Genomic DNA, 19,697 nt, shown 5'->3' on the forward strand with positions numbered 1-19,697 from the left:
GCGAGTGAACGGGCGGAACGGAAACGCTTCGGGACGGCGCCGGAGGGCGCCGCGGCTCAGTCTACCAGACCGGCCGTGGCGCCGCGACCGAATGCGTCGGCGCGGATGCGAATGGCGTCGGCGGGAACGCCGTGGGCCTGCATCCAGCCCGCCACGGCGCGCGCCCGAAGCGCGCCGAGCGTGAGCGCCTGCGCCTGGTCGGCCGGCGCGTCGGAGGCGGCATCGCCGTAGCCGTGCACGAAGATCGTGCCGGCCTTGCCGCGATGCGAGACAAGCTCGCGCAGGATGCCGTCCTGACCCGGAGACAGGGCGTCGGACCCGTCCGGGAACAGCAGGCGTTCGCCGGGCGGATCGGCGAGCGCATAGTCCGGATGGCTCTGCGCGGCGTAGGTCGGAGCCGCGACGACCGGAAAGCCGGGCAGGGCAGGCGAGCCCGGCGGCGCGGCCGGGATCTGCGGGGTAGGGCCGCTTTCCGCGATCATGCCGGCTCGCTCGGGGACCACGTCCGGCATCGCCAGCACGGGTTGTGTCGCGACCGGCGGCGCAGGTGGCGCCTCGGCGGCGTCCAGCGTCGCGGAGGAAACGGCCGGCGCGGCGGGGGCGGCTGCCGGCGCGGGGTTCGTCGGGCCGGGTGCGGGGGTGGCGGACGCGGCCGGAGCGGCACCCCCCTGTGCCGGCTTCGCGGCGGCGGGAGGCTGCGTCGGCGGCAGGGCGGCGATCGGGTCGTCGGCGTTCAGACGTGCGCTGAGGTTGCGCTGTTCCTCCAGATGGCGCGTCAACGCTGTGCGCAGATCCGGCGAGAGCATCGGCGGCGGGCTCGACGGCGTGGTGCCGATCAACGGATAGGGCGCGTCCACTCCCGGCGGCGGCGGTCTCTGCTTGGCGATCTCGCCGCCTTCGAGCTGATGCCACCAGTTCACCGGCGCATCGACGGGGTCGCGCCCGCCGCAGCCGGAGAGAAGCAGCAACGCCGCCATCATGGCGGGTGCGATCGAGCCGGACGTCGCGCAACGGTTCGAGGTCATGGTGTTCCGCTTCACGTCGCCCTGCATGAGGCCAGTGTTAGCCTCGCGCAGCTCTCGCGAGAAGAGGCGCGCCCGGAACGTTTGCCGTCGAAGTCGAAACCGTTCGGACGGCCTGCCATGGCCGGCTAGCGGCACCACCGAGAGCCCAGGCTGACAGGTCGCTGCATGGGTCCTCGGCGGTCAGGAGGCGGCACGTCGGTTTTCGCTGCCGGACCGCAGTCCAGCGCGCAGATCAAAACGCCGATCAGGCGTCGCGTCTTTCAACGGGAGTTGGGAGGCGACCCTACGAGGTGGCGTGTCGCCGATCGGCCCGAGGTGGCATCGCCGGGCGCCCTGCCGGGCCCTGATCCCCGGCCGAAACCGATGGTGATCCGGCACGCCCGGACGCACCCGCGCCGTTCGTCCTTTTTCTGACGATGCGTCTGGCGCCGGCGCCCTGGACCAGATCCGAGGCGAGCCTCTCGCGGCGCAAGGCTCCGGCGGTCGCAGCGCCCTGGAGCTGGTTGGCGATCATGCGGCCGACATCGTTCTGCCAGAGCCACAGGCCGTTCACCTGCCCCCCGAACGATGCTTCCCCGCCGAACGCGCCGTCCGGCCGGAAACCGGCCGCGAGCCCGATCCCGAACAATCCACCCAACTCACGTCCGTCCGCACGCAGGATGCCGGCCCCCGGCCCAATCAGCGGACCGCCCGGCTCGTCCGCCATGAGCCGGATCGCCGACGAACGTTCGTCCAGGATCGGCATGCGCAACGGGCGGTAGCCCAGGGCGGACACGACCAGACCGGCATCGTCCAGAAGGCGGTGGGAGTCCTGCAGATGTGCGGCATCATCCGGTGTGCCGAGTTGATGCAGGGTCAGGCGTGGATCGAGCGAAAGACCGCCGAGCCCGAGCGCGCCACGCACGATGTCTCGCGACGCATAACGGAGACCGCCGAAGCGATGGACCATGCCGCTGATCGGGCAGACATCCTCCGCGTCGAAAGCGGCATATCCGTCGGCATGGGCGTCGGCCTCGCTGCGATACCAGGGAAGCAGACGATGGCGGTGCATCAGCACGAGGGCGCCGGGTCGGAGAGCGTCGCCGAACGTCTGCAGCAGCACGCGCAGACAGGACACGGCGCTGGTGGACCCGCCGATGACGACGATGCGCGGATGACGCACAGAGGAGAGCTTCGCCTCCAGCTCGGACAGGCGCGTGGCATCGAGCACATGCTCGGAGTCCACCAGCCGATCCTCGAGGGTGGAGAGTTCCCGCCCCGCCACCTGGGTCGCTCCGTGGCCCTTCGTGGTTCCACCGAGCGCCAGCAGAACCGCGGAAGCGGCAATTTCCACCGTCCGGCCGTCCGCCGCGAGAAGCTGCGCGATCCAGCGACCATCGCTCCCTCGGCGCAGCGACGTCGCGGTGTGTCCGGTCAGAATCGTACCGTTGGGGTGCGCTTCGATCCGGCGGGTCATGACGTCCCCCACCAGATCGAGAAACGACGCGGCCAGCGGCAACGGGATCGCCTGCTGGTCCCGTTCCGCGATTCGACGAGCGATGGGATGATCGGCCAAAGCGGCGAAGGCCGGGTCCGGGTGGCCGAGCACCGCCGTCAGGAAGGTGTTGGCGGAACTGTCCGAGTCGATCGCGTAACGCCCGAGCCGTCCGGCACCGATGCTGGGACCGCTTTCGACGATGGCGACACCGCGCTGCAGCAGCGCATCGAGCGCGCCATCGCGGGAGGCGGCCAGCAAGGGGGCCAGACCCGCCGGTCCACCGCCGATCACGAGCGTGCCGACGCTCCGCATCGGGTTCACGACACTGCCTCCACGGGCGCGTGTGAAGAGCGGCCCGAGATGGAGAATGACGGCATCGGTTCGAAGCGGCTGTCGGGGATGCCGTCGTGGGACCGGGAGGTGACTGCATGGTCGCTGATCGGGCGCGGCCGCGATCCGCAAACGGTCACCGGAAACCGATAAACGACAGGTCTTCCGGTGCTGTCCGAAACATCTTCCCGCCTCGGCGGCCTTTCCCCAGCATTGAGGAGCGCCAGAGTGGTAATGATTCGTGAATCCGTAGACTGAGTGCAGTCCAGATCGACGGTCCTCAGGTCAGACAGATGCGCGTTCAAAAGGAATGTCATGGCCTGAGAATGCCTCGGAAAGCCCTCGCATCGGATGCGAAAGGACGGACGATCTGCTCGACTTACGTTATTTTAACGGCAAGAACCATGACGAGGGCTATCTGTCTGATATCCGCCTTACGCAACGCCGCAAGGACGGGTGTCTCAGAAATTGGATACACGGAAAGCGTGCGATCGTTAAGTGATTTCTTGCGTCACCGTTTCGATGACATGCAGGTCGCGCCCCGCCGCGATCCGGCGACTATTCCCCTTTTCGCGGCGTGTCGTCGGCCCCACCTCCTGACTGGTATCGACCACCGGGCGGGCGGCTTGGCTTTGTCCGGGGCCGGTTGCAGGATGAGCGCATTGATCCCGCCGAACACGGATCGAGGAGTATCTTCATGAGCGGCAAGCTGCCGAACGACCAGTATCGCGTCCGCATGGATGACGAGGACGAGCCCGAGGTTCCCGAGCCGCAGGGCCCGGAACCATCCGAGCCCGGCGACAACAAGACCCTGTCCTCCCCGATCAACGAGCTCGAGAAGCGCCTGTTCGATCAGCGCAAGGTGCTGATCTTCGGCGCCATCAACGACAAGGTTGCGCGCGATGTGACCGGCCGGCTGCTGGCGCTGGCCGGAGCGTCGGACAAGCCGATCGACGTCTACGTCAATTCCCCCGGCGGCCATGTGGAGAGCGGCGACACCATCCACGACATGATCCGGTTCGTGGATGCGGTGGCGCCGGTGCGCATGATCGGCACCGGCTGGGTGGCCAGTGCGGGCGCGCTGATTTTCGCCGCGGGCGCCAAGGACCGCCGCTTCTGTCTCCCGGCGACGCGCTTCCTGTTGCATCAGCCGATGGGTGGCGTGCGCGGGCCTGCGACGGATATCGACATCGAGGCGCGCGAGATCATCAAGATGCGCGAGCGCCTGAATCGCCTGTTCGCCCGCGAGACCGGCCAGGATTACGAGAAGGTGGCCAAGGATACCGATCGTAACTACTGGATGAGTGCCGAGGAGGCGATCGCCTATGGTCTGGTGACCAGGGTGATCAGCTCGATCAAGGATCTGGGCGAGTAAACCAGGGGCCATCGCGCGATCCTCGGGCGCGCGATGGCCGCCACGGAAGTGCCTTCAGAGATCGGAAGCCTGATGACGCTTCGGACGAACGGGTGCCTTCCGGCAGAGGCGTAAAGTACGACCCTCCCTTCCGTCGATGACGACCCGCCCCGTGGCGGCGGGCGGACATGGTCAGGCGGGCGCGGCTGGACGTGCCCCCAACATCGCTACGCCAGCATAAGGGCGCACCAGGCGCCCACCCCCACGCCGGTGTCCGGCCTCGACAGGCCTTCACGCCGCCCTGCTTCATAAAACAATGCGGATGTCAGATTGCCAGGCCGACCGGATTGCGGTCGCCGGCCTGGCGCCATGCGTGTCGCGTCGATAGCGCTTCTACCCGACACGGGCGCTAAACTCCGCCGAGGGCGTTGTCTCAGTTTACGGACAGCGCCCCAAATTCCTGGATTTCTACTCGTTAATAAAACTAACGATTTGATCCAGATCAATGCGGGCTGTCATAACATCAGATTGGGTATCTTGTTGCAGTTTAAGTTTCTTTTTGTCAGACATCCCGATATCTATTTATTTTACGGCTGCTATTTACTTTGCGAGAACGGTAAGTTAACGATCGTTAATGGCTCAGCGAAGTCATTACCGGAGAAAACTCATGTCTTGCTCGTTTTCCGGGTTTCGCGTCTCCGCGCTTGCCGCGTTGATGGGGACCGTCGCTCTCAGCGCGACCGCCTATAGTCAGACCGTTCCCAACATGCGCGAAGCTCTTCGCGTCCCGTCGGCGCCCGGCATGATGCCGCACGCCGCCCCGTTCCGGTCGCCGCGGACGATCCCAGGCTTCGCCGCGCCGACCGTGCACACTCAGAAGGCGCACAGCCCGACGGAAGACTACACATCGCGCTGGACCCGCGCCGATGCGCGGCAGATCGTCGCGAACTCGAACCCCAACGCGGCGTCGGGCACCAGCTCGCTGCCGTCGCGCGTGACGATGCCCGACATTCCGGCCGACTACCCTGCCACGAACGATCAGGTCTGGGTGTGGGACACCTGGACCCTGATCGACAAGAACGCGAACCAGATCGCCTTCAACGGCTGGGAAGTCATCTTCTGTCTGACGGCCGACCGTCATGCCGGCTACGGCTTCGACGATCGCCACGTCCATGCCCGTCTCGGCTATTTCTTCCGTCGCGCCGGCGTTCCGGCATCGAAGCGCCCCGTCAATGGCGGCTGGACCTATGGCGGCAACGTGTTCCCGGAAGGGGCGAGCGCCAAGATCGGCGCCGGCGAGACCTTCACCGAGAACGCGCAGTGGTCGGGTTCTACCCGGATGCTCGAGCCCGGCACGAACAAGGTCCAGTTCTTCTACACCGACCTGTTCTTCAACCGCACGTCCGGCGGCGGCAACATCACGCCGCCGGATGCGGTGATCACCACGGTGATCGGCCAGATCCATGCCGACCTGACCCATGTCTGGTTCAGCGGCCTCGACGACCACAAGGCGCTGCTGCGTCCGGACGGCAAGTACTATCAGAGCGGCGCGCAGAACGAGTTCTACTCCTTCCGCGACCCGTTCACCTTCGAAGATCCGAAGCAGCCCGGCGTGAACTACATGGTGTTCGAGGGCAACTCCTCAGGCGTGCGCGGGGAGACGCCGTGTAATGCGGCCGATCTCGGCTATCGCAGCGGCGACCCGTATGCGGAGAGCGTCGATCAGGTGAACAGCTCGGGCGCCATCTACCAGCGTGCGAATATCGGTCTCGCCGTGGCCGACAACGCCGACATGACCAAGTGGCACTTCCTGCCGCCGCTGATCTCGTCCAACTGCGTGAACGACCAGACCGAGCGTCCGCAGATGTATATCAAGGACGGCAAGTACTACGTGTTCACCATCAGCCATCGCACGACCTATGCGGCCGGCATGGATGGTCCCGACGGCGTCTACGGCTTCGTCGGCAACGCCATCCGCAGCGATTTCCAGCCGATGAACTACGGCAGCGGTCTCGTGCTCGGCAATCCGACCAACCTGAACATCCCGGCCGGCACGGACTACTCTCCGTATCCCGGTCAGGATACGCGCACCTTCCAGAGCTACTCGCACTATGTGATGAAGGGTGGTCTGGTCGAGTCGTTCATCGACACGATCAACGGCACGCGCGGCGGATCGCTCGCTCCGACGGTCAAGATCAATTTCAAGGGCGCGAATTCGGCGATCGATCTGACCTACGGCGACAACGGCGTCGGCTACTACGGCAACATCCCGGCGAACCGCTACGACGTCGATTACGACAGCTTCATCACCGATCCCGACTGGCCCGAGATGGCGAAGTACGATCTCGTCGGCCGGTTCGGTGCCAGCGACTGGCCGTACTACACGGCGCTGTTGATGAAGTCGCTGCGTGACGGCAAGACGCCTCTGCCGACGGCCGCGCAGTATCAGGGTCTGTTGTCCGTCTACAACACGCTGACCCCGCAGCAGCAGCAGGCGGTGCAGCAATACATCGCCAGTCACTGATCGACTTGGGGCGGTAGCGGTCGTATCGCGTCGCTGTCGCCCCGATCGAAATGGAAAAACGCCGTGCACGCACCATTCCGTGCACGGTGCCCTCTGTTGTCGCGCAGAGGGCAGGGAAGTGTTTCGGGCTGCCGCTTCGGTGGCGCCGCGATATTTCCGGTTTCTTGCTTCAGCCGCCCAGCTGTCGGCATTCCTGGTCGTGCAGTCCGGCATGGCGTATGAACCGTCCGATCATGATCTCCATCGCCAGTTGGAATGCGCAGGGAAATCCGCTCGAGGACAGCCTCGGCGCTGCGTTCCTGCAATTTCTCGTCGCAGAGCACGACATCGTCGTTCTGCAATCTTGCGGTGCATTGGTCGGGTCGAGTTTCGCCGCGTTTCGCTCCGTGTCCATCGACCGTCTGCGCTGCGACGCGCGCGGCTTCCATCAGCCGATCAGCGTCGATCCGTTCTGTTCCGTGGCGATCCTGTCGCGGATCGGTTCCGCGTTTCCGCTTGAAGGCGGCGCGGTCGTGGATCACGGACGGCCAGGTGTGTTCGGCGTGGGCTGCGACATCGTGGATGGTCCAGCCATGATCGCTGTCCATGCCGCGCCTGCCGGGATCGGCATGTCTGATTGGCAGGATTTCGCGCCCGAATTGCGACGCGCCTGCGCTGGTGGCCGGCCGTCGCTGATGGCCGTGGAACTGGCAGCAGACTGGGAGCCGGCAAGGGATCTGGCGATGCTCGACGCGCGGGGGCTCGACCATCCCTCGCCGGGGCGCCGTCATGACTCCTTTCTCTCGGTCGGGCTGCGCCCGCTGGGTGCCGCGACCGTCCTGGATTCGGGCGGAGCGTCCGACCACGATGCGGTCAGTGCCCGGTTCGGCTGAACGAACCATCCTGGCGGGCCCATCGTTCCAGCTGCAACCGAGAGCGAGGATCGATCATGCGCCTGCCCAAACTCATGCTGATTCTGTTCGTGTCGCTCGGGCTGGCGAGCGCCGTGTCCGGCTGTCATGCGTGGAGCGGCGGCGTTTCGGGTCCCTATGTGGGCAGCACGGGCGGCGGCTCGATCGGAGGCTGAGGCCCACATGCGGAGTCTGGAAGCCGGAAGCCATGCCGTCGTGGTCGGAGCGAGCGGGGGCATCGGTGCAGCCCTGATAAAGGCATTGCGCGCCGACGAGCGGATCGGCCGCGTCACCGCCACCACCCGCCATCCTGCGATCGAGCAGGGCGAACTGTTCCTCGATCTCGAAGACGAGAATTCGATCCGCGACGCGTTCGCCAGCCTGCTTGCGCCGCCTCGGCTGGTGATCGTCGCCACGGGACTGCTGCACGACGGCGCCCTGCAACCGGAGAAGAGATTCCGGGCCCTCGATGGCGATGCCATGGCCCGCGCGTTTCGGATCAACACGATCGGTCCGGCCTTGGTCGCCAAGCACGCTCTGCCGCTTCTGCCGCGCGACGGTCGATCGGTGTTCGCGGTGCTCGGTGCGCGCGTCGGCAGCATCGCTGATAATCGCAGCGGCGGCTGGCATTCCTATCGTGCTTCCAAGGCGGCCCTGGCGATGCTGGTGCGGACGCTGTCGATCGAACTGTCGCAGCGCAATCCCGAAAGGCTCTGCGTCGGGCTGCATCCGGGCACGGTCGATACCGGCCTCAGCCTGCCGTTCCAGCGCGGCGCGGCGGATGGGCGCTTGTTCACGCCCGAATTCGCGGCCGAGCGCTTGCTGGAGATGATCGATTCACTGGACGCCCGGTCGAACGGAACGGTTCTAGCCTGGGACGGACAGACGATACCGCCCTGAGACGGCCGAGCCCGGTCTGTCGTTTTGACCAATCATTGCAGGAACGTCGCGCGACGACACAAACGATCCGTTCGGCACTCAGATAAAACAAGCGCGTAGCACCGTTCCGGACATAAAACGTCTTGATCGAAAATACAGGCAAACACCGCTTAGATACTCTGTCACAGTCAATAAAACCTTCATTTTCGAAGATGCATTCCACCCTCTAATTCGCTCGCCGTCCGCAACAAGCGGCGGTGGAGTTCGATGTGATCCGGTTTCGTTTTCTGCTCAGCACCAGCACGGCCCTCGTCCTGGCGGCTCTTCCCGACATCGCTTTCGCGGACGCGAAGAAGGCCGGGTCCGATCCGTCCGGCACCTCCGCCCGTGCCGGCAGCGTCAAGGACGATCAGGAGCAGCTTGTCGTCACCGGCACGCGTTCGCCGAACGTCCGCGCACGGCAGAGCATCAGCCCGGTGGTGGTGCTGTCGTCGAAGGACATCGCGCGATCCGGCGAGCTGAACCTGTCCAACGCGCTGGTCCGGATCTATCCGTCGATCACCATGAGCGCGCGCGGTTCCAACACCAATTCGCTGGTGTCGTCGATCCAGATGCGGGGCCTCGGGCCGAACGAAACGCTGGTTCTGGTGGACGGAAAGAGGCGCCACGCCACTGCTAACATCGTGCAGAAGCCCGGCCCGCAATTCGCGTCCTCCGGTGTCGATCTGAACATGATCCCCGCCGACATGATCGATCATATCGAGGTGCTGGAAGACGGCGCCGCGGCGATGTACGGCTCCGATGCGATCGCCGGTGTGGTCAACATCATCACCAAGAAGAAGGATCACGGACTGACCCTCAGCGGCCAGACCGGTGCCAACGCCTATCGCGGCGACGGCGTTCAGTTCGAGTTCGATGCCGATGGTGGCTTCAAACTCGGCGATGACGGCTACGTGCATATCGCCGCGCAGGTGTTTCACAGCGACCATAGCATCACCTGGGGGCCGGACCACGCGCTGCTGGGCAGATGGCCTGCCGGCGCCGATACGAAGAACTACTTCGTCGGCGTGAAGCCCAATTCGCAAGGCTGGGCCGGGCGTGAAACGGATTACCTCAGCACACCGAAGGAGATGCGCGAGACGCTGGGCATCGACGCCGCCAAGTCGGTAAACAGCCACGTCGAGCTCTACGGCCAGAGCACGTTCGGATACCGCCACGCGGAAATGCGCGCGTATAAGAGTCCCTACGTGGTACCGGGCTACTTTCCGGACGGGCTGCGTCCGATCACCGGCAATGACGAGCTTGATTACGGCGTCACGCTCGGCGTGAAGATGCAAGAACTGCTTGGCTTCGATTGGGACGTGTCCACGACCTATGGTGGCGACTCTTCCCGCATCAGCATCCGCGATGTCGTGAATATCGGCATGCTGAACGCCACCGGATTTTCGCCGACGAAATTCTGGGACTACACCCAGAAGAACAGCCAGCTCACGAACAACCTGGATCTGCGGAGAAAGATCGCCATCGGCGCCATGCCGCTCGGTCTGGCGCTGGGCGCCGAACACCGCATGGACTCCTACGAGATCGTGTCGGGCAATCCGCAATCCTATCTCTACGGCGGCCCGGTCGAGCATGTCGGCATTCCGCCGCAATCGGCCGGCACCTGGTATCGCAATGTCTGGGCCGGCTATGCCGACGTGAATCTGCGTCCGGTGCGCAAGCTGCAGATCGATATCGCCGGCCGCTACGAGTACTACACGGACTCCGAGAGCACCGCGAACGGTAAGGTTTCCGCACGCTACGACTTCACCCCGAACTTCGCGCTGCGGGGCACGATCAGCAACGGTTTCCGCGCGCCGACACTTCAGGAATCGCATTTCAGCCGCCTGAACGTGTATCCAGGCAGCGTCGGCGGACAGTTGCCGGTGGATTCCGCCGGAGCGCGGTCCCTGGGTGCGAGCCCGCTCCAGCCCGAACGCTCCACCAATGTCAGTGCCGGTTTCGTCGCGCAGCCGCTACCGAAGCTGAACGTCGAAGTCGACGTGTATCAGATCAATCTGCGCGACCGCATCGTCCAGGGCGGCACCGTCAAAGGCCAACGCGCCTTGTCGGCGATCCAGTCCTTCGGCTTCGACGTCTCGCCGACCGCCAACAACATCGCCAACTCGTCGGCCTATTACCTGTCGAACGGCGCCAGCACCCGAACCCAGGGTCTCGATGCACGCGCGACCTATCCGGTGTCCCTGCACCGCTACGGCACGGTCAATCTCGGCGCGGCACTGAACCTGAACCGTACCAGGCTGCACCATAACGGCACCTCGACGCTCGGTGCGCCGCTGCTGAACGACCGCACCATCGCCTGGCTGACCACGGCCACGCCGCGCAGCAAGCTGATCCTGAGCGCCACCTGGCTGGTGGATCGCTGGGACGTGACCCTGCGCCAGAGCCGCTACGGCGAGACCACGGCGATGATGTCCTACGAGGACTGGACGCCGGCTTCCGCCACCTGTGCGCGCGGCGGCGCGCTGCGCTATTCCAACAGCTGCTTCGCGCAGTTCAAGAACACGCCGCGCTGGGTCACCGATCTCGATATCGGCTACCAGATCACCAAGAACCTGCACGCCTCGGTCGGCGCCAACAACATCTTCGACATCCGTCCGCGCCAGTTGCCCGGCATCCTGACCCCGGCTGGCGGCAGCATGTTCGATCAGTTCTCGGGCCAGATCCCGTTCAGCGGCGGTTATTATTTCGGTCGCCTGACGGCGAATTTCTGAGCGCCGACGCCGTTCTCGCCGCCGGCGCTTTCAGCCGGCGAGCGAGGCGGCGATGTTCACGCCGAGCGCGATGATCGCGGTGTTGAACAGGTACGACACCAGGGAATGCACCAGCACGAGACGGCGCATGCCCGCCGACTGGGTGGAGACGTCGCTCACCTGCGAGGCCACGGCCATGCAGAACGAGAAATACATGAACTCGCCATAACCGGGCCGGTCGTTGCCGGGAAAGCTCAGGCCGCCGCGACGCCAGAACTCGTGTGCGTAGTGGTTGGCGAAGATGGTGTGCACGAAGAACCAGCTCAGCAGCACCGTGCAGCCGGAGAGCGCGCCCAACGGTCCGGCATCTGCCTTGCCGTGCGCCTGCGCCAGTTCCACCACGATCGCGCCGAGCGACGCGAGCGAGGCGCCCAGGGTGATGAGCAGCATCGCCCAGCGGCCTTCGTCCAACGCCGCCGCATTGGCCTGTAGGCGCTCCACCGTGCGCGATTTCATGAGCAGCAGCAGCACCGCCCCGTAAGCCAGCACGCCGCTGTCCCAGCCCACCAGAAGGGCCGTGACGACGCGCATGTGGTCGATCGTGCCGACCGAGACGATCAGGAAAACGAGAAAGCCGATCGCCGTGGCCGGCCTGTAGCGGAGATGACGGAACACGCGCGCGCTCAACGGGGGAGGGTAGAACGAAAAACGCCTCCCCGGCGGAACCGGGGAGGCGTCGATCAGAACGGACGTGAGCCCGAACCGGCTGGGATCAGGCGAGGCTGATCGCGGCGGCTTCCGGACCCTTCTGGCCCTGCACCACCGACACGCGGGTCGCCTGACCCTCGTTCAGGCTGCTGAGGCCCGAGCGCTCCAGAGCGGAAGCGTGGACGAAGATGTCCTTGCCGCCGGTATCCGGGGTGATGAAGCCGAAGCCCTTGGTCGCGTTGTACCACTTCACGATGCCGCGCACCTCTTCGGCCTGCGACAGGTCCGGAGCCGCACGGCCCGAACGGAAGCCGCCCGGAGCGCGCGCACCGCCGAAACCGCCCGGCGCGGAGCGCGGACGCTCCGGCTGCGCGGTGCTCTCGTCGACCGAGATCACTTCCGCGACCTGACGGCCCTTGGGGCCCTGGCCGATGCGAACGCCGAGCGTGGCGCCCGGGCTGACGCTGTCATGGCCGGACTGCGACAGGGCATTGGCGTGCAGGAACACGTCGCCCGAGCCGTCGGACAGCTCGACGAAGCCGAAGCCCTTCTCGCTGTTGAACCACTTCACGCTGGCGCTGATTTCCGGCCCGGAAGCAATGACCTGCGAGCCGCCGCCACCGCCCATCGGACGACGCGGCGGGCCGCCGAAGGAGCTGCGCTCGCCGTAGGGCGAGGGAGCCGGGGTGAAATCGTCGTCGAAGCCGCCGCGGCGCGGGGAACGGGGGCTGCGGTCGGTACGGTTACTTCTCAAGGGTCGTAATCCCGGGGTCTGGGAGGCGGCGCCTGCGATCACAGGCACCCCTTATGGGGGTATCGTCGTATGCGTGCCGTTGTCAGGGGCTCCCGGAAGGGTTCCGGAGTCCTGGTCTGGCAGGGCAGAGCATTGCATAGCACGTTCGCGGCTGCACTGAACACAGGGCTTTATCACCCGATCGTGTAGTTTTCATGCCATCGTCATCTGACGGCGGAGATTTCGGCAGGAAAAGCGGCTTTCCAATGCCGGGCGATCTCGATCCGGCGGCAGACCCAGACGCGGTCATGCTTCTGGATATGATCCAGGAAGCGCGCCAGCGCCGCCACGCGGCCGGGCCTGCCCGCCAAACGGCAATGCAGTCCGATCGACAGCATCTTCGGCGCGGTCTCGCCCTCGGCATAGAGCACGTCGAAACTGTCGCGCAGATACTGGAAGAACGAGTCGCCATGGCTGAACCCGGCCTGGATGGCGAAGCGCATGTCGTTGGCATCGAGCGTGTAGGGCACGATCAGCTGCGGCCGGCCGCCGCGCAGATCGGCGAACTGCCGGTCCCAGTAGGGCAATTCGTCGGCATAGCTGTCCGCGTCGTAGACGAATCCGCCTTCTTCCGCGACCAAACGGCGCGTGTGCGGGGAACACCGACCCAAGTACCATCCGAGCGGCCGTTCACCGGTGATCTCCGTTTGCACCGCGATCGCACGCAGCATGTCCTCGCGTTCCAGCGCCGGATCGACGCGCTGGTAGTCGATCCACCGATAGCCATGAGTCGCGATCTCGTGCCCGGCTTCGGTCAGCGCCAGCGCGACCTCGGGATAGCGTTCGATCGCCATGCCCACGGCGAAGGCGGTCAGCGGCAAGCCCCGGTCCGCGAACAGCCGCAGCAGGCGCCATATGCCGACCCGGCTGCCGTATTCGTAGATGCTTTCCATGTTGATGTGCCGCATGCCGGCGATCGGCTGGGCGTTGGTGATCTCGGACAGGAACGCCTCGGACGCCGCGTCGCCGTGCAGCACGTTGTTCTCAGCCCCTTCCTCGTAGTTGAGCACGAACTGCACCGCGATCCGGGCGCCGTTCGGCCAGCGCGGATCGGGCGGGTTCGAGCCGTAGCCGACGAGGTCGCGCGGGTAGGGCTGGATCATGCCGTGAGCCTCCTTGCCGCCGGCGCGAAACGCGGGGGTTTGCCGGGGAACGCGAAGCCCATACAAGGGGCGACGGAACAACGACGCAAGCGAGCATCACGATGCCGATCCCGACCAGTCGCGCCACCAGGGTCTCGCACGCGTTGGGCATGTCCCTGGCGGTCGCGGCGATCTATCCCGCCACCCGCGCCCATGCCGCTCCCCTTGAAGACCCGTACGGCACCTTCACCGCTCAGGTGGAGAACGACGCCGTCTCCACGCTGAAGGGCACGTCCGACCAGTACTACACCAGCGGCCTCCGCCTTGGCTGGACGTCCGGCACCAACAACCAGCCGCCGGCGATCTCCAACCTGAACCGGCTGATCTGGGGCGACGGCACGCAGCGCATCGCGCTCGGCCTGCAGCAGAGCATCTTCACCCCGCGCGACACGCAGAGCCGGGCGATCCTGCCGAACGACCGTCCCTATGCCGGCGTGCTGCTCGCGACCGTCAACCTGCTCAGCGACACCGACCTGTCCCGCTCCGTCGCCGGCATCCAGGCCGGCGTGATGGGCTCCTATGCCGGCGGCTACCAGGTGCAGAACGGCTTCCACAGCATCATCGGCGACACGCCGAACCTGGGATGGCGCCATCAGCTGCCGAACCAGCCGATCCTGCAGATCCAGGCCGGCCGGATCTGGCGCCTGCCGCTGATCAGCCGATACGGCATCTCCACCGACGTTCTGCCGGAAGTGAATGGCGCCGCCGGCGACTACCGCACCTACGGCCAGGTCGGCGCGACCTTCCGCATCGGCCAGGGCCTGGACAGCGATTTCGGCACGCCGCGGATCTCGCCTGGCCTGGACGGCACCGACGCCTACAAGCAGACTCGTCGCTTCGCCTGGTATGCCTTCGCCGGCGCGGACGGGCAGGCGGTCGGCTACGACGCGACCCTGGAAGGGTCCACCTTCCGCTCCGGCACGCCGCATGTCTCCAAGGTCTGGGACGTGGGCGAGATGGAGGCGGGCGCCGCGTTCATGTACCACGGCATCCGCGTGTCCTACACCCAGACGTGGCAGACGCAGGAGTTCAAGCACGCCAAGGCCGGGCTGTTCAATTTCGGCTCGCTGGCGCTGTCGGCGAAGTTCTGATCCGGCCAGGCCGGGCGCGTCGCCGTCCGGCCCGAAGCGGCGCGGCATCTGCGTTTCCCGTCCGGGGCGGCGCGGATGCCGGAAACACTACGCATGAACGGCGAATGATCCGGCCCGTCTTGCCGGTCTTGTCGTTCCATCCCCGCATGACCGTGATCGTCCGTAAGGCGGCTTCGGTTGGACGCCGCCGCGCCGTCGATCCTCAGTTCGATGCCGGCTGGAGCTGGAACAACGGCGAGTGCGACGCCGCTTCCGCCTCCACCTTGCATTCGCCCGCATCCGGCGCCGTGCCGCCCGCTGCGCGAAGCGCGGCCAGTTCGGTGCGCGCCTTGTCGAGATCGGCCCGGAACGCAGCGCTGCCGTTCAGCGCCGCCACCAGCGAACTCGCCTCGATGAACCCGGCCTGCACGTCGCTCAGCCAATGCACGCCGCAGATGATCCGGCTTTCCGCCAGCGTGCGGCCGCGTTGCAGGATCGCCGCCGCACGGTCCGGCGCCAGCTCGGTCAGGATCAGTGCGGTGCCGTAGAGCAGGGTGGTGTGGCCCGACGGATAGGACGGGCTTTCCGACAGGCCGGCGGAACGCGCCACGCAGATCGGCTTGTCGTTGCCGATGAAGGGCCGCTTGCGCGCCCAATGCTGCTTGGTCCGGTCGATCTCGGGCGCCATGTCGGCCCCGGCATGGGCCAGCAGGCGCGTCAGCGCCGGAGCCTTCGTGGCATCGACGTCCATACCCAGGGCGCAGGAGAAATCGGCCAGGATATGCTTGCCGGACAGGTCGGCATCGCGCGTGGCCAGCGCCCAGCGCGGCGTGCCTTCCAGCGCACGGGTCCGTTCGAACGTGTCGGTGTCCACCGCCTGTTCCGGCGAGCCGGACAAGGGCGGCGGCGGCAGGATGGACACGGTGTCGGGAAGAGAAGCGCCGTTCAGGTAGGTGCCCGGCGGCAGGCGCTCGGCATGTTTGTGCCCGGTGACGGGCGAGGGCAGGGGCGCGGTGGTGCCGGCCGCCGCGATGCTCGGATCGGCCGGCACGACGGGCGCGCCGCTTTGTTGCGCGCTGGCCAGGGAGGGGCACAGCACGAGACTGCTCAACACGGCGGCAAGGGCCATCTTCTGCACGGCGATCGCTTTCGTATGGATGGTGGAAACCGAGACTAGGCCGGGTCCGTCGGTTCGGGAGTGAAGAAGGTGCGAAACCGTTCCGCCAGCTCCCAGGCCGCCTCCTCCGGGACGAAATGGCCGCTTTCGATGCTGTCGCCCTCGATGGGGCCGGAAATATCCCGGCGCCACAGAACACGCGGATCGTACCACCCGCCGATACGGCCGCGCGTGCCCCAGACCAGCAATGTCGGGCAGGAGACCGAAGCGGGATCGAGGCGCTGCGACAGGTCCAGCGTGGGAGCGGGCCCGTCGGCGGCAGCGCCGAAGCCGCGCAACGCCTCGTTCCACGGACCTTCGAGCAGATAGTCCACCACTGCTTCCGGGTGGAAGATCTCCGGGTTCTCGTCCGGCGCCACCAGTCGGAACCATTCGTTCGGCGCGGTCACGGTCAGCGATTCCGGCTTGGGATGGTGCTGGCCGAACCAGCAGCCCGGATAGGTGCCGAGTTCGAACGACAGGTCGCGCCGCCCGGCATGGTCGAGCAGGGGCACGGCTTCCACGATCGCCAGACGGTCCACCCGGTCCGGCGCGTCCCGGGCGATGCGCGCCGCCACATGCGCGCCGAAATCATGTCCGGCGACCGAGAAGCGGCGATGGCCCAGCCGGCTCATCAGCGCCAGCATGTCGTGCGAGAGTTCGGCGATGGTCAGATGCGCCGGCAGATCGGCGCACACCACGGCGAAGCGGTCGGACAAAGCCGGCGCCACCTGATGCCACATCGCATGGGTCTGCGGCTGACCGTGCAGCAGCAGCAAAGGCTCGGCCTGCCAGCCGGCCAGACCGCCCGTGCGCAGCCGATAGCGCGTGCCGGAGAGGGTGATCTCTTCGTAGGAGAAGCCGGGAAAGAAAGTGCCGACCTGCATGGGGTGGTTCGGTTGCTCCAGCGTTCCGGGCCCGAATGCCCGAGCCGAATGCTTGCCGCAATGGGGAGCGAATGGCAAAGCGGCTCCGACCCAGCCGGTTCGGCGCGCTCAAACCCCGGAGAAGCAGATGTCAGGCCTGGACCCGGCGGACTGGACGGCGCTGCGCGCACTGGGCCATCGCATGCTGGACGACACGATCGACCGACTCGCCACGCTGGAAGGCGGCACCGACCGTCCGGTCTGGCAACCAATGCAGGCGGCCGATCGAGACGCCTTGCGCGAACCGCTGCCGCGCGGCGCCACCGAGCCCGAGGAGTTGTATCGTCGCTATCTCGAACGGATCGTGCCGTTTGCGCTCGGCAATACCCATCCGCGCTTCATGGGCTGGGTGCATGGCGGTGGCACCGGTATCGGCGTGCTGGCGGAGATGCTGGCGGCAGGGCTGAACGCCAATCTCGGCGGCCGCGACCACGCGCCGGTGGAGCTGGAACGCACCGTGATCCGCTGGGCCGCCGAGATGGTCGGCATGCCGTCCGACAGTTCGGGCCTGCTGGTCACGGGCTCGTCCATGGCCAACATGATCGCCGTTCTCTGCGCGCGCACCGCCGCCGCCGGCCCGTCGGTACGGTCCGCCGGCGTCGCCGGTCGCGGTCTCGTCGGCTACGCCGGCACCAGCGCGCATGGCTGCCTGCCGCGCGCTTTCGATATGGCCGGACTCGGCACGGAGGCGCTGCGAATCGTTCCCGTCGATCGCGCGCATCGCATGGACGTCGCCGCCCTGGCGGACGCGGTGCGACGCGACCGCGACGCGGGCCTGACCCCCTTCCTGGTGGCGGCGACGGCGGGAGCCGTCGATACCGGCGCGATCGACGATCTCGATGCCGTGGCCGCGTTCTGCACCGCCGAGAAGCTCTGGTTTCATGTCGATGGCGCGTTCGGCGCGCTGGCCGCTCTGTCGCCGCGTATCGCACCGCGTCTGCGCGGGATCGAGCGCGCCGACAGCCTGGCCTTCGATTTCCATAAATGGGCGCAGGTGCCGTACGACGCCGGCTGCGTGCTGGTGCGCGATCCGGCGCTGCAAGCGTCGAGCTTCGCGCAAACCCTGGCCTATCTGTCCCGCGAGGATCGCGGCGCCGCCGGAAACGCGCCCTGGCCATGCGATCTCGGCCCGGACCTGTCGCGCGGTTTCCGGGCGCTGAAGGTGTGGATGACGCTGGGCATGTTCGGCGCCGACCGCATGGGCGAGATGGTCGAGTCCTGCTGCGACGTGGCCGCCCATCTGGCCCGGCGCGTGGAACAGGAGAAGGCGCTGGAATTGCTGGCTCCCGTCACGCTCAACATCGTCTGCTTCCGCGTTTCCGAGGCCGGCGCCCCCGGCATCGATCTCGACCGGCTGAACAGCGAATTGGTGAAGGATCTGCACGAAAGCGGCATCGCCGTGCCGTCCACCACCACCATCGACGGCAAGCGCGCCATACGCGCTGCCATCGTCAATCATCGCACGGTGCCGGAAGATGCGGACATCATGCTCGATGGGCTGCTCGGCCTCTTGCGACGTCGCGCGGCATCTTGAGGAGGGTACATTCGAGGAGGGTGAAAGCGGGAAGAATCTTCTTTTTCTGAAGAAAAAGAAGCAAAAGACTTCTGTCCGTTGAGCTCTGAATGCTGGAGAGGCCGTCGACGCACGCGTCGTCCGTTCAGCCTGGGTCAGGTTCATTCCCCGACCGACACATGCGCCACACGCGTCCGGTCGAAATGCAGCGCGGTGGGCGTCGTTGCCTTGTCGACCGTGGGGCGGAACGAAAAGCGGCCATTCTGGAAGTCGAAAACCGACACACCGAAGGCGAAGAAGTTCAGGCCGATCATCGTGACTTTCGCCTTCCGTTCGACGTCGAACGGCATGTTCCGTACTTCGATGTCGCCGATGTCGAAGCGCTTCACGATGTGACGCCGCCCCAGCGCGGCATCGCCGAAGACCGTGACGACGGAGGGATTGTTCGCGAGCATCGCGTCGCTGATCCCGATCTGGCGCGCCACGGAAAGAGGCATGACGCTGATCGGCAGATCGGGATCCAGCACGGCGCTCACCGGTATGCCCTCGATCTCGACCGGTACGGCCAGCACCTCGCTTCCCATCGGGACGCCCGGCGCATTCGGGTCGGGTCGCGCGTCCGGACAAGGCGTGGCGACGCTCAAACGCCGCCCGGGCAGATCGAGGGAGATGACGGCATTGGCGGGCAAGGCGCCTCGCCCGACGATGCCCACGAGCGGACGTCCATCGACCTTCGCATCGGTCGGATCGAGCTGGCGAAAGGCCCGTCGGTCGGCGATCGGAAGATCGCCGATCCTCACCCCTCTGAGGAACGATCGATCGACGTCGACGATCTCCCCGTCCTGCGCCGCGAGCCCGGTGCGTCGGTAGCGCGGGAATTGCACATAACCGTTATCGCGCAACACGGTCGGGCCGAATCCCGGCGAGAAGAAGATCGCCGCGTCGTCGCCCGCCACTGTGATCGGCAGAATCGGACTGTCACCCGATCGCCCGAGCAGGGAGATGGTCGTTCTGGCCGGAACGCAGGCGGTCGGCATCCGAACGGCCGCGACAGGTCTCTCTGGATCGGTACAGGCAGAAAGCCCGAAAGACGTTGCTACAGCCAGAATGAACCGAAAGAAAGCCGACGCCGTGGTCATTCGTTCGGGTCTACCTCG

General features: G+C 66.3%; 15 protein-coding genes and 1 pseudogene. 8 read left to right on the plus strand and 8 right to left on the minus strand.

Annotated elements, in window-relative coordinates; all coding sequences use genetic code 11:
* Positions 1–56: 56 nt before the first annotated feature.
* Both ACZ5BM_RS00830 and ACZ5BM_RS00835 read right to left on the minus strand, forming a co-directional pair.
* Positions 57–1,025: an OmpA family protein gene (locus tag ACZ5BM_RS00830; RefSeq protein ID WP_498909427.1), complete on the minus strand. Its 969-nt coding sequence runs from the start codon at positions 1,023–1,025 to the stop codon at positions 57–59.
* A 283-nt stretch (positions 1,026–1,308) separates the two neighbouring features.
* The gene (locus tag ACZ5BM_RS00835; RefSeq protein WP_498909428.1) at positions 1,309–2,823 is read right to left on the minus strand and encodes a BaiN/RdsA family NAD(P)/FAD-dependent oxidoreductase; all 1,515 of its coding nucleotides are present in this window, start codon (positions 2,821–2,823) and stop codon (positions 1,309–1,311) included.
* Positions 2,824–3,529: 706 nt separating this feature from the next.
* Here ACZ5BM_RS00835 and ACZ5BM_RS00840 point away from each other — a divergent pair.
* From ACZ5BM_RS00840 to ACZ5BM_RS00865, 6 genes and pseudogenes are all read left to right on the plus strand, one after another.
* On the plus strand, positions 3,530–4,207 hold the full coding sequence (locus ACZ5BM_RS00840) for an ATP-dependent Clp protease proteolytic subunit (RefSeq protein ID WP_498909429.1): 678 nt from the start codon (positions 3,530–3,532) through the stop codon (positions 4,205–4,207).
* A 613-nt stretch (positions 4,208–4,820) separates the two neighbouring features.
* Positions 4,821–6,500, plus strand: a pseudogene (locus ACZ5BM_RS00845) (glycoside hydrolase family 68 protein); the annotation flags it as partial.
* A gap of 428 nt (positions 6,501–6,928) precedes the next feature.
* Positions 6,929–7,582, plus strand: coding sequence for a hypothetical protein (locus ACZ5BM_RS00850; protein WP_498909430.1), 654 nt, complete (start codon positions 6,929–6,931; stop codon positions 7,580–7,582).
* Between the two features lie 56 nt (positions 7,583–7,638).
* The gene (locus tag ACZ5BM_RS00855; protein WP_498909431.1) at positions 7,639–7,776 is read left to right on the plus strand and encodes a hypothetical protein; all 138 of its coding nucleotides are present in this window, start codon (positions 7,639–7,641) and stop codon (positions 7,774–7,776) included.
* 7 nt (positions 7,777–7,783) lie between these two features.
* Entirely contained in the window at positions 7,784–8,500 is a 717-nt protein-coding gene (locus ACZ5BM_RS00860) for a Rossmann-fold NAD(P)-binding domain-containing protein (RefSeq protein ID WP_498909433.1), read from the plus strand.
* A gap of 248 nt (positions 8,501–8,748) precedes the next feature.
* The gene (locus tag ACZ5BM_RS00865) at positions 8,749–11,253 is read left to right on the plus strand and encodes a TonB-dependent receptor plug domain-containing protein (protein ID WP_498909434.1); all 2,505 of its coding nucleotides are present in this window, start codon (positions 8,749–8,751) and stop codon (positions 11,251–11,253) included.
* A gap of 30 nt (positions 11,254–11,283) precedes the next feature.
* On the opposite strand, the gene ACZ5BM_RS00870 is transcribed toward ACZ5BM_RS00865, so the two are convergent.
* From ACZ5BM_RS00870 to puuE, 3 genes are all read right to left on the minus strand, one after another.
* Positions 11,284–11,907, minus strand: coding sequence for a DUF1345 domain-containing protein (locus ACZ5BM_RS00870; RefSeq protein WP_498909435.1), 624 nt, complete (start codon positions 11,905–11,907; stop codon positions 11,284–11,286).
* Positions 11,908–12,004: 97 nt separating this feature from the next.
* Positions 12,005–12,694, minus strand: a complete 690-nt coding sequence (locus ACZ5BM_RS00875) for a cold-shock protein (protein ID WP_498909436.1) — start codon at positions 12,692–12,694, stop codon at positions 12,005–12,007.
* 203 nt (positions 12,695–12,897) lie between these two features.
* Positions 12,898–13,836, minus strand: a complete 939-nt coding sequence (puuE, locus tag ACZ5BM_RS00880) for a polysaccharide deacetylase family protein (RefSeq protein ID WP_498909437.1) — start codon at positions 13,834–13,836, stop codon at positions 12,898–12,900.
* A 101-nt stretch (positions 13,837–13,937) separates the two neighbouring features.
* Between puuE and ACZ5BM_RS00885 the strand changes: the two genes are divergently transcribed.
* A complete protein-coding gene (locus ACZ5BM_RS00885; RefSeq protein ID WP_498909438.1) occupies positions 13,938–14,966 on the plus strand; it encodes a lipid A deacylase LpxR family protein in 1,029 nt (342 codons plus the stop codon).
* Between the two features lie 202 nt (positions 14,967–15,168).
* Here ACZ5BM_RS00885 and ACZ5BM_RS00890 read toward each other — a convergent pair whose 3' ends face one another.
* Positions 15,169–16,074 (minus strand): acid phosphatase, encoded by a 906-nt coding sequence (locus ACZ5BM_RS00890; protein ID WP_498911429.1) that lies wholly within the window; start codon positions 16,072–16,074, stop codon positions 15,169–15,171.
* Positions 16,075–16,118: 44 nt separating this feature from the next.
* A complete protein-coding gene (locus ACZ5BM_RS00895; protein WP_498909439.1) occupies positions 16,119–16,988 on the minus strand; it encodes an alpha/beta fold hydrolase in 870 nt (289 codons plus the stop codon).
* Positions 16,989–17,115: 127 nt separating this feature from the next.
* Between ACZ5BM_RS00895 and ACZ5BM_RS00900 the strand changes: the two genes are divergently transcribed.
* Complete coding sequence (locus ACZ5BM_RS00900) at positions 17,116–18,561, plus strand: pyridoxal phosphate-dependent decarboxylase family protein (RefSeq protein WP_498909440.1); 1,446 nt, start codon at positions 17,116–17,118, stop codon at positions 18,559–18,561.
* A gap of 140 nt (positions 18,562–18,701) precedes the next feature.
* On the opposite strand, the gene ACZ5BM_RS00905 is transcribed toward ACZ5BM_RS00900, so the two are convergent.
* Complete coding sequence (locus tag ACZ5BM_RS00905) at positions 18,702–19,577, minus strand: retropepsin-like aspartic protease (protein ID WP_498909442.1); 876 nt, start codon at positions 19,575–19,577, stop codon at positions 18,702–18,704.
* Positions 19,578–19,697 lie beyond the last annotated feature (120 nt).

This window comes from Lichenicola sp. GTC18331 (assembly GCF_055386855.1).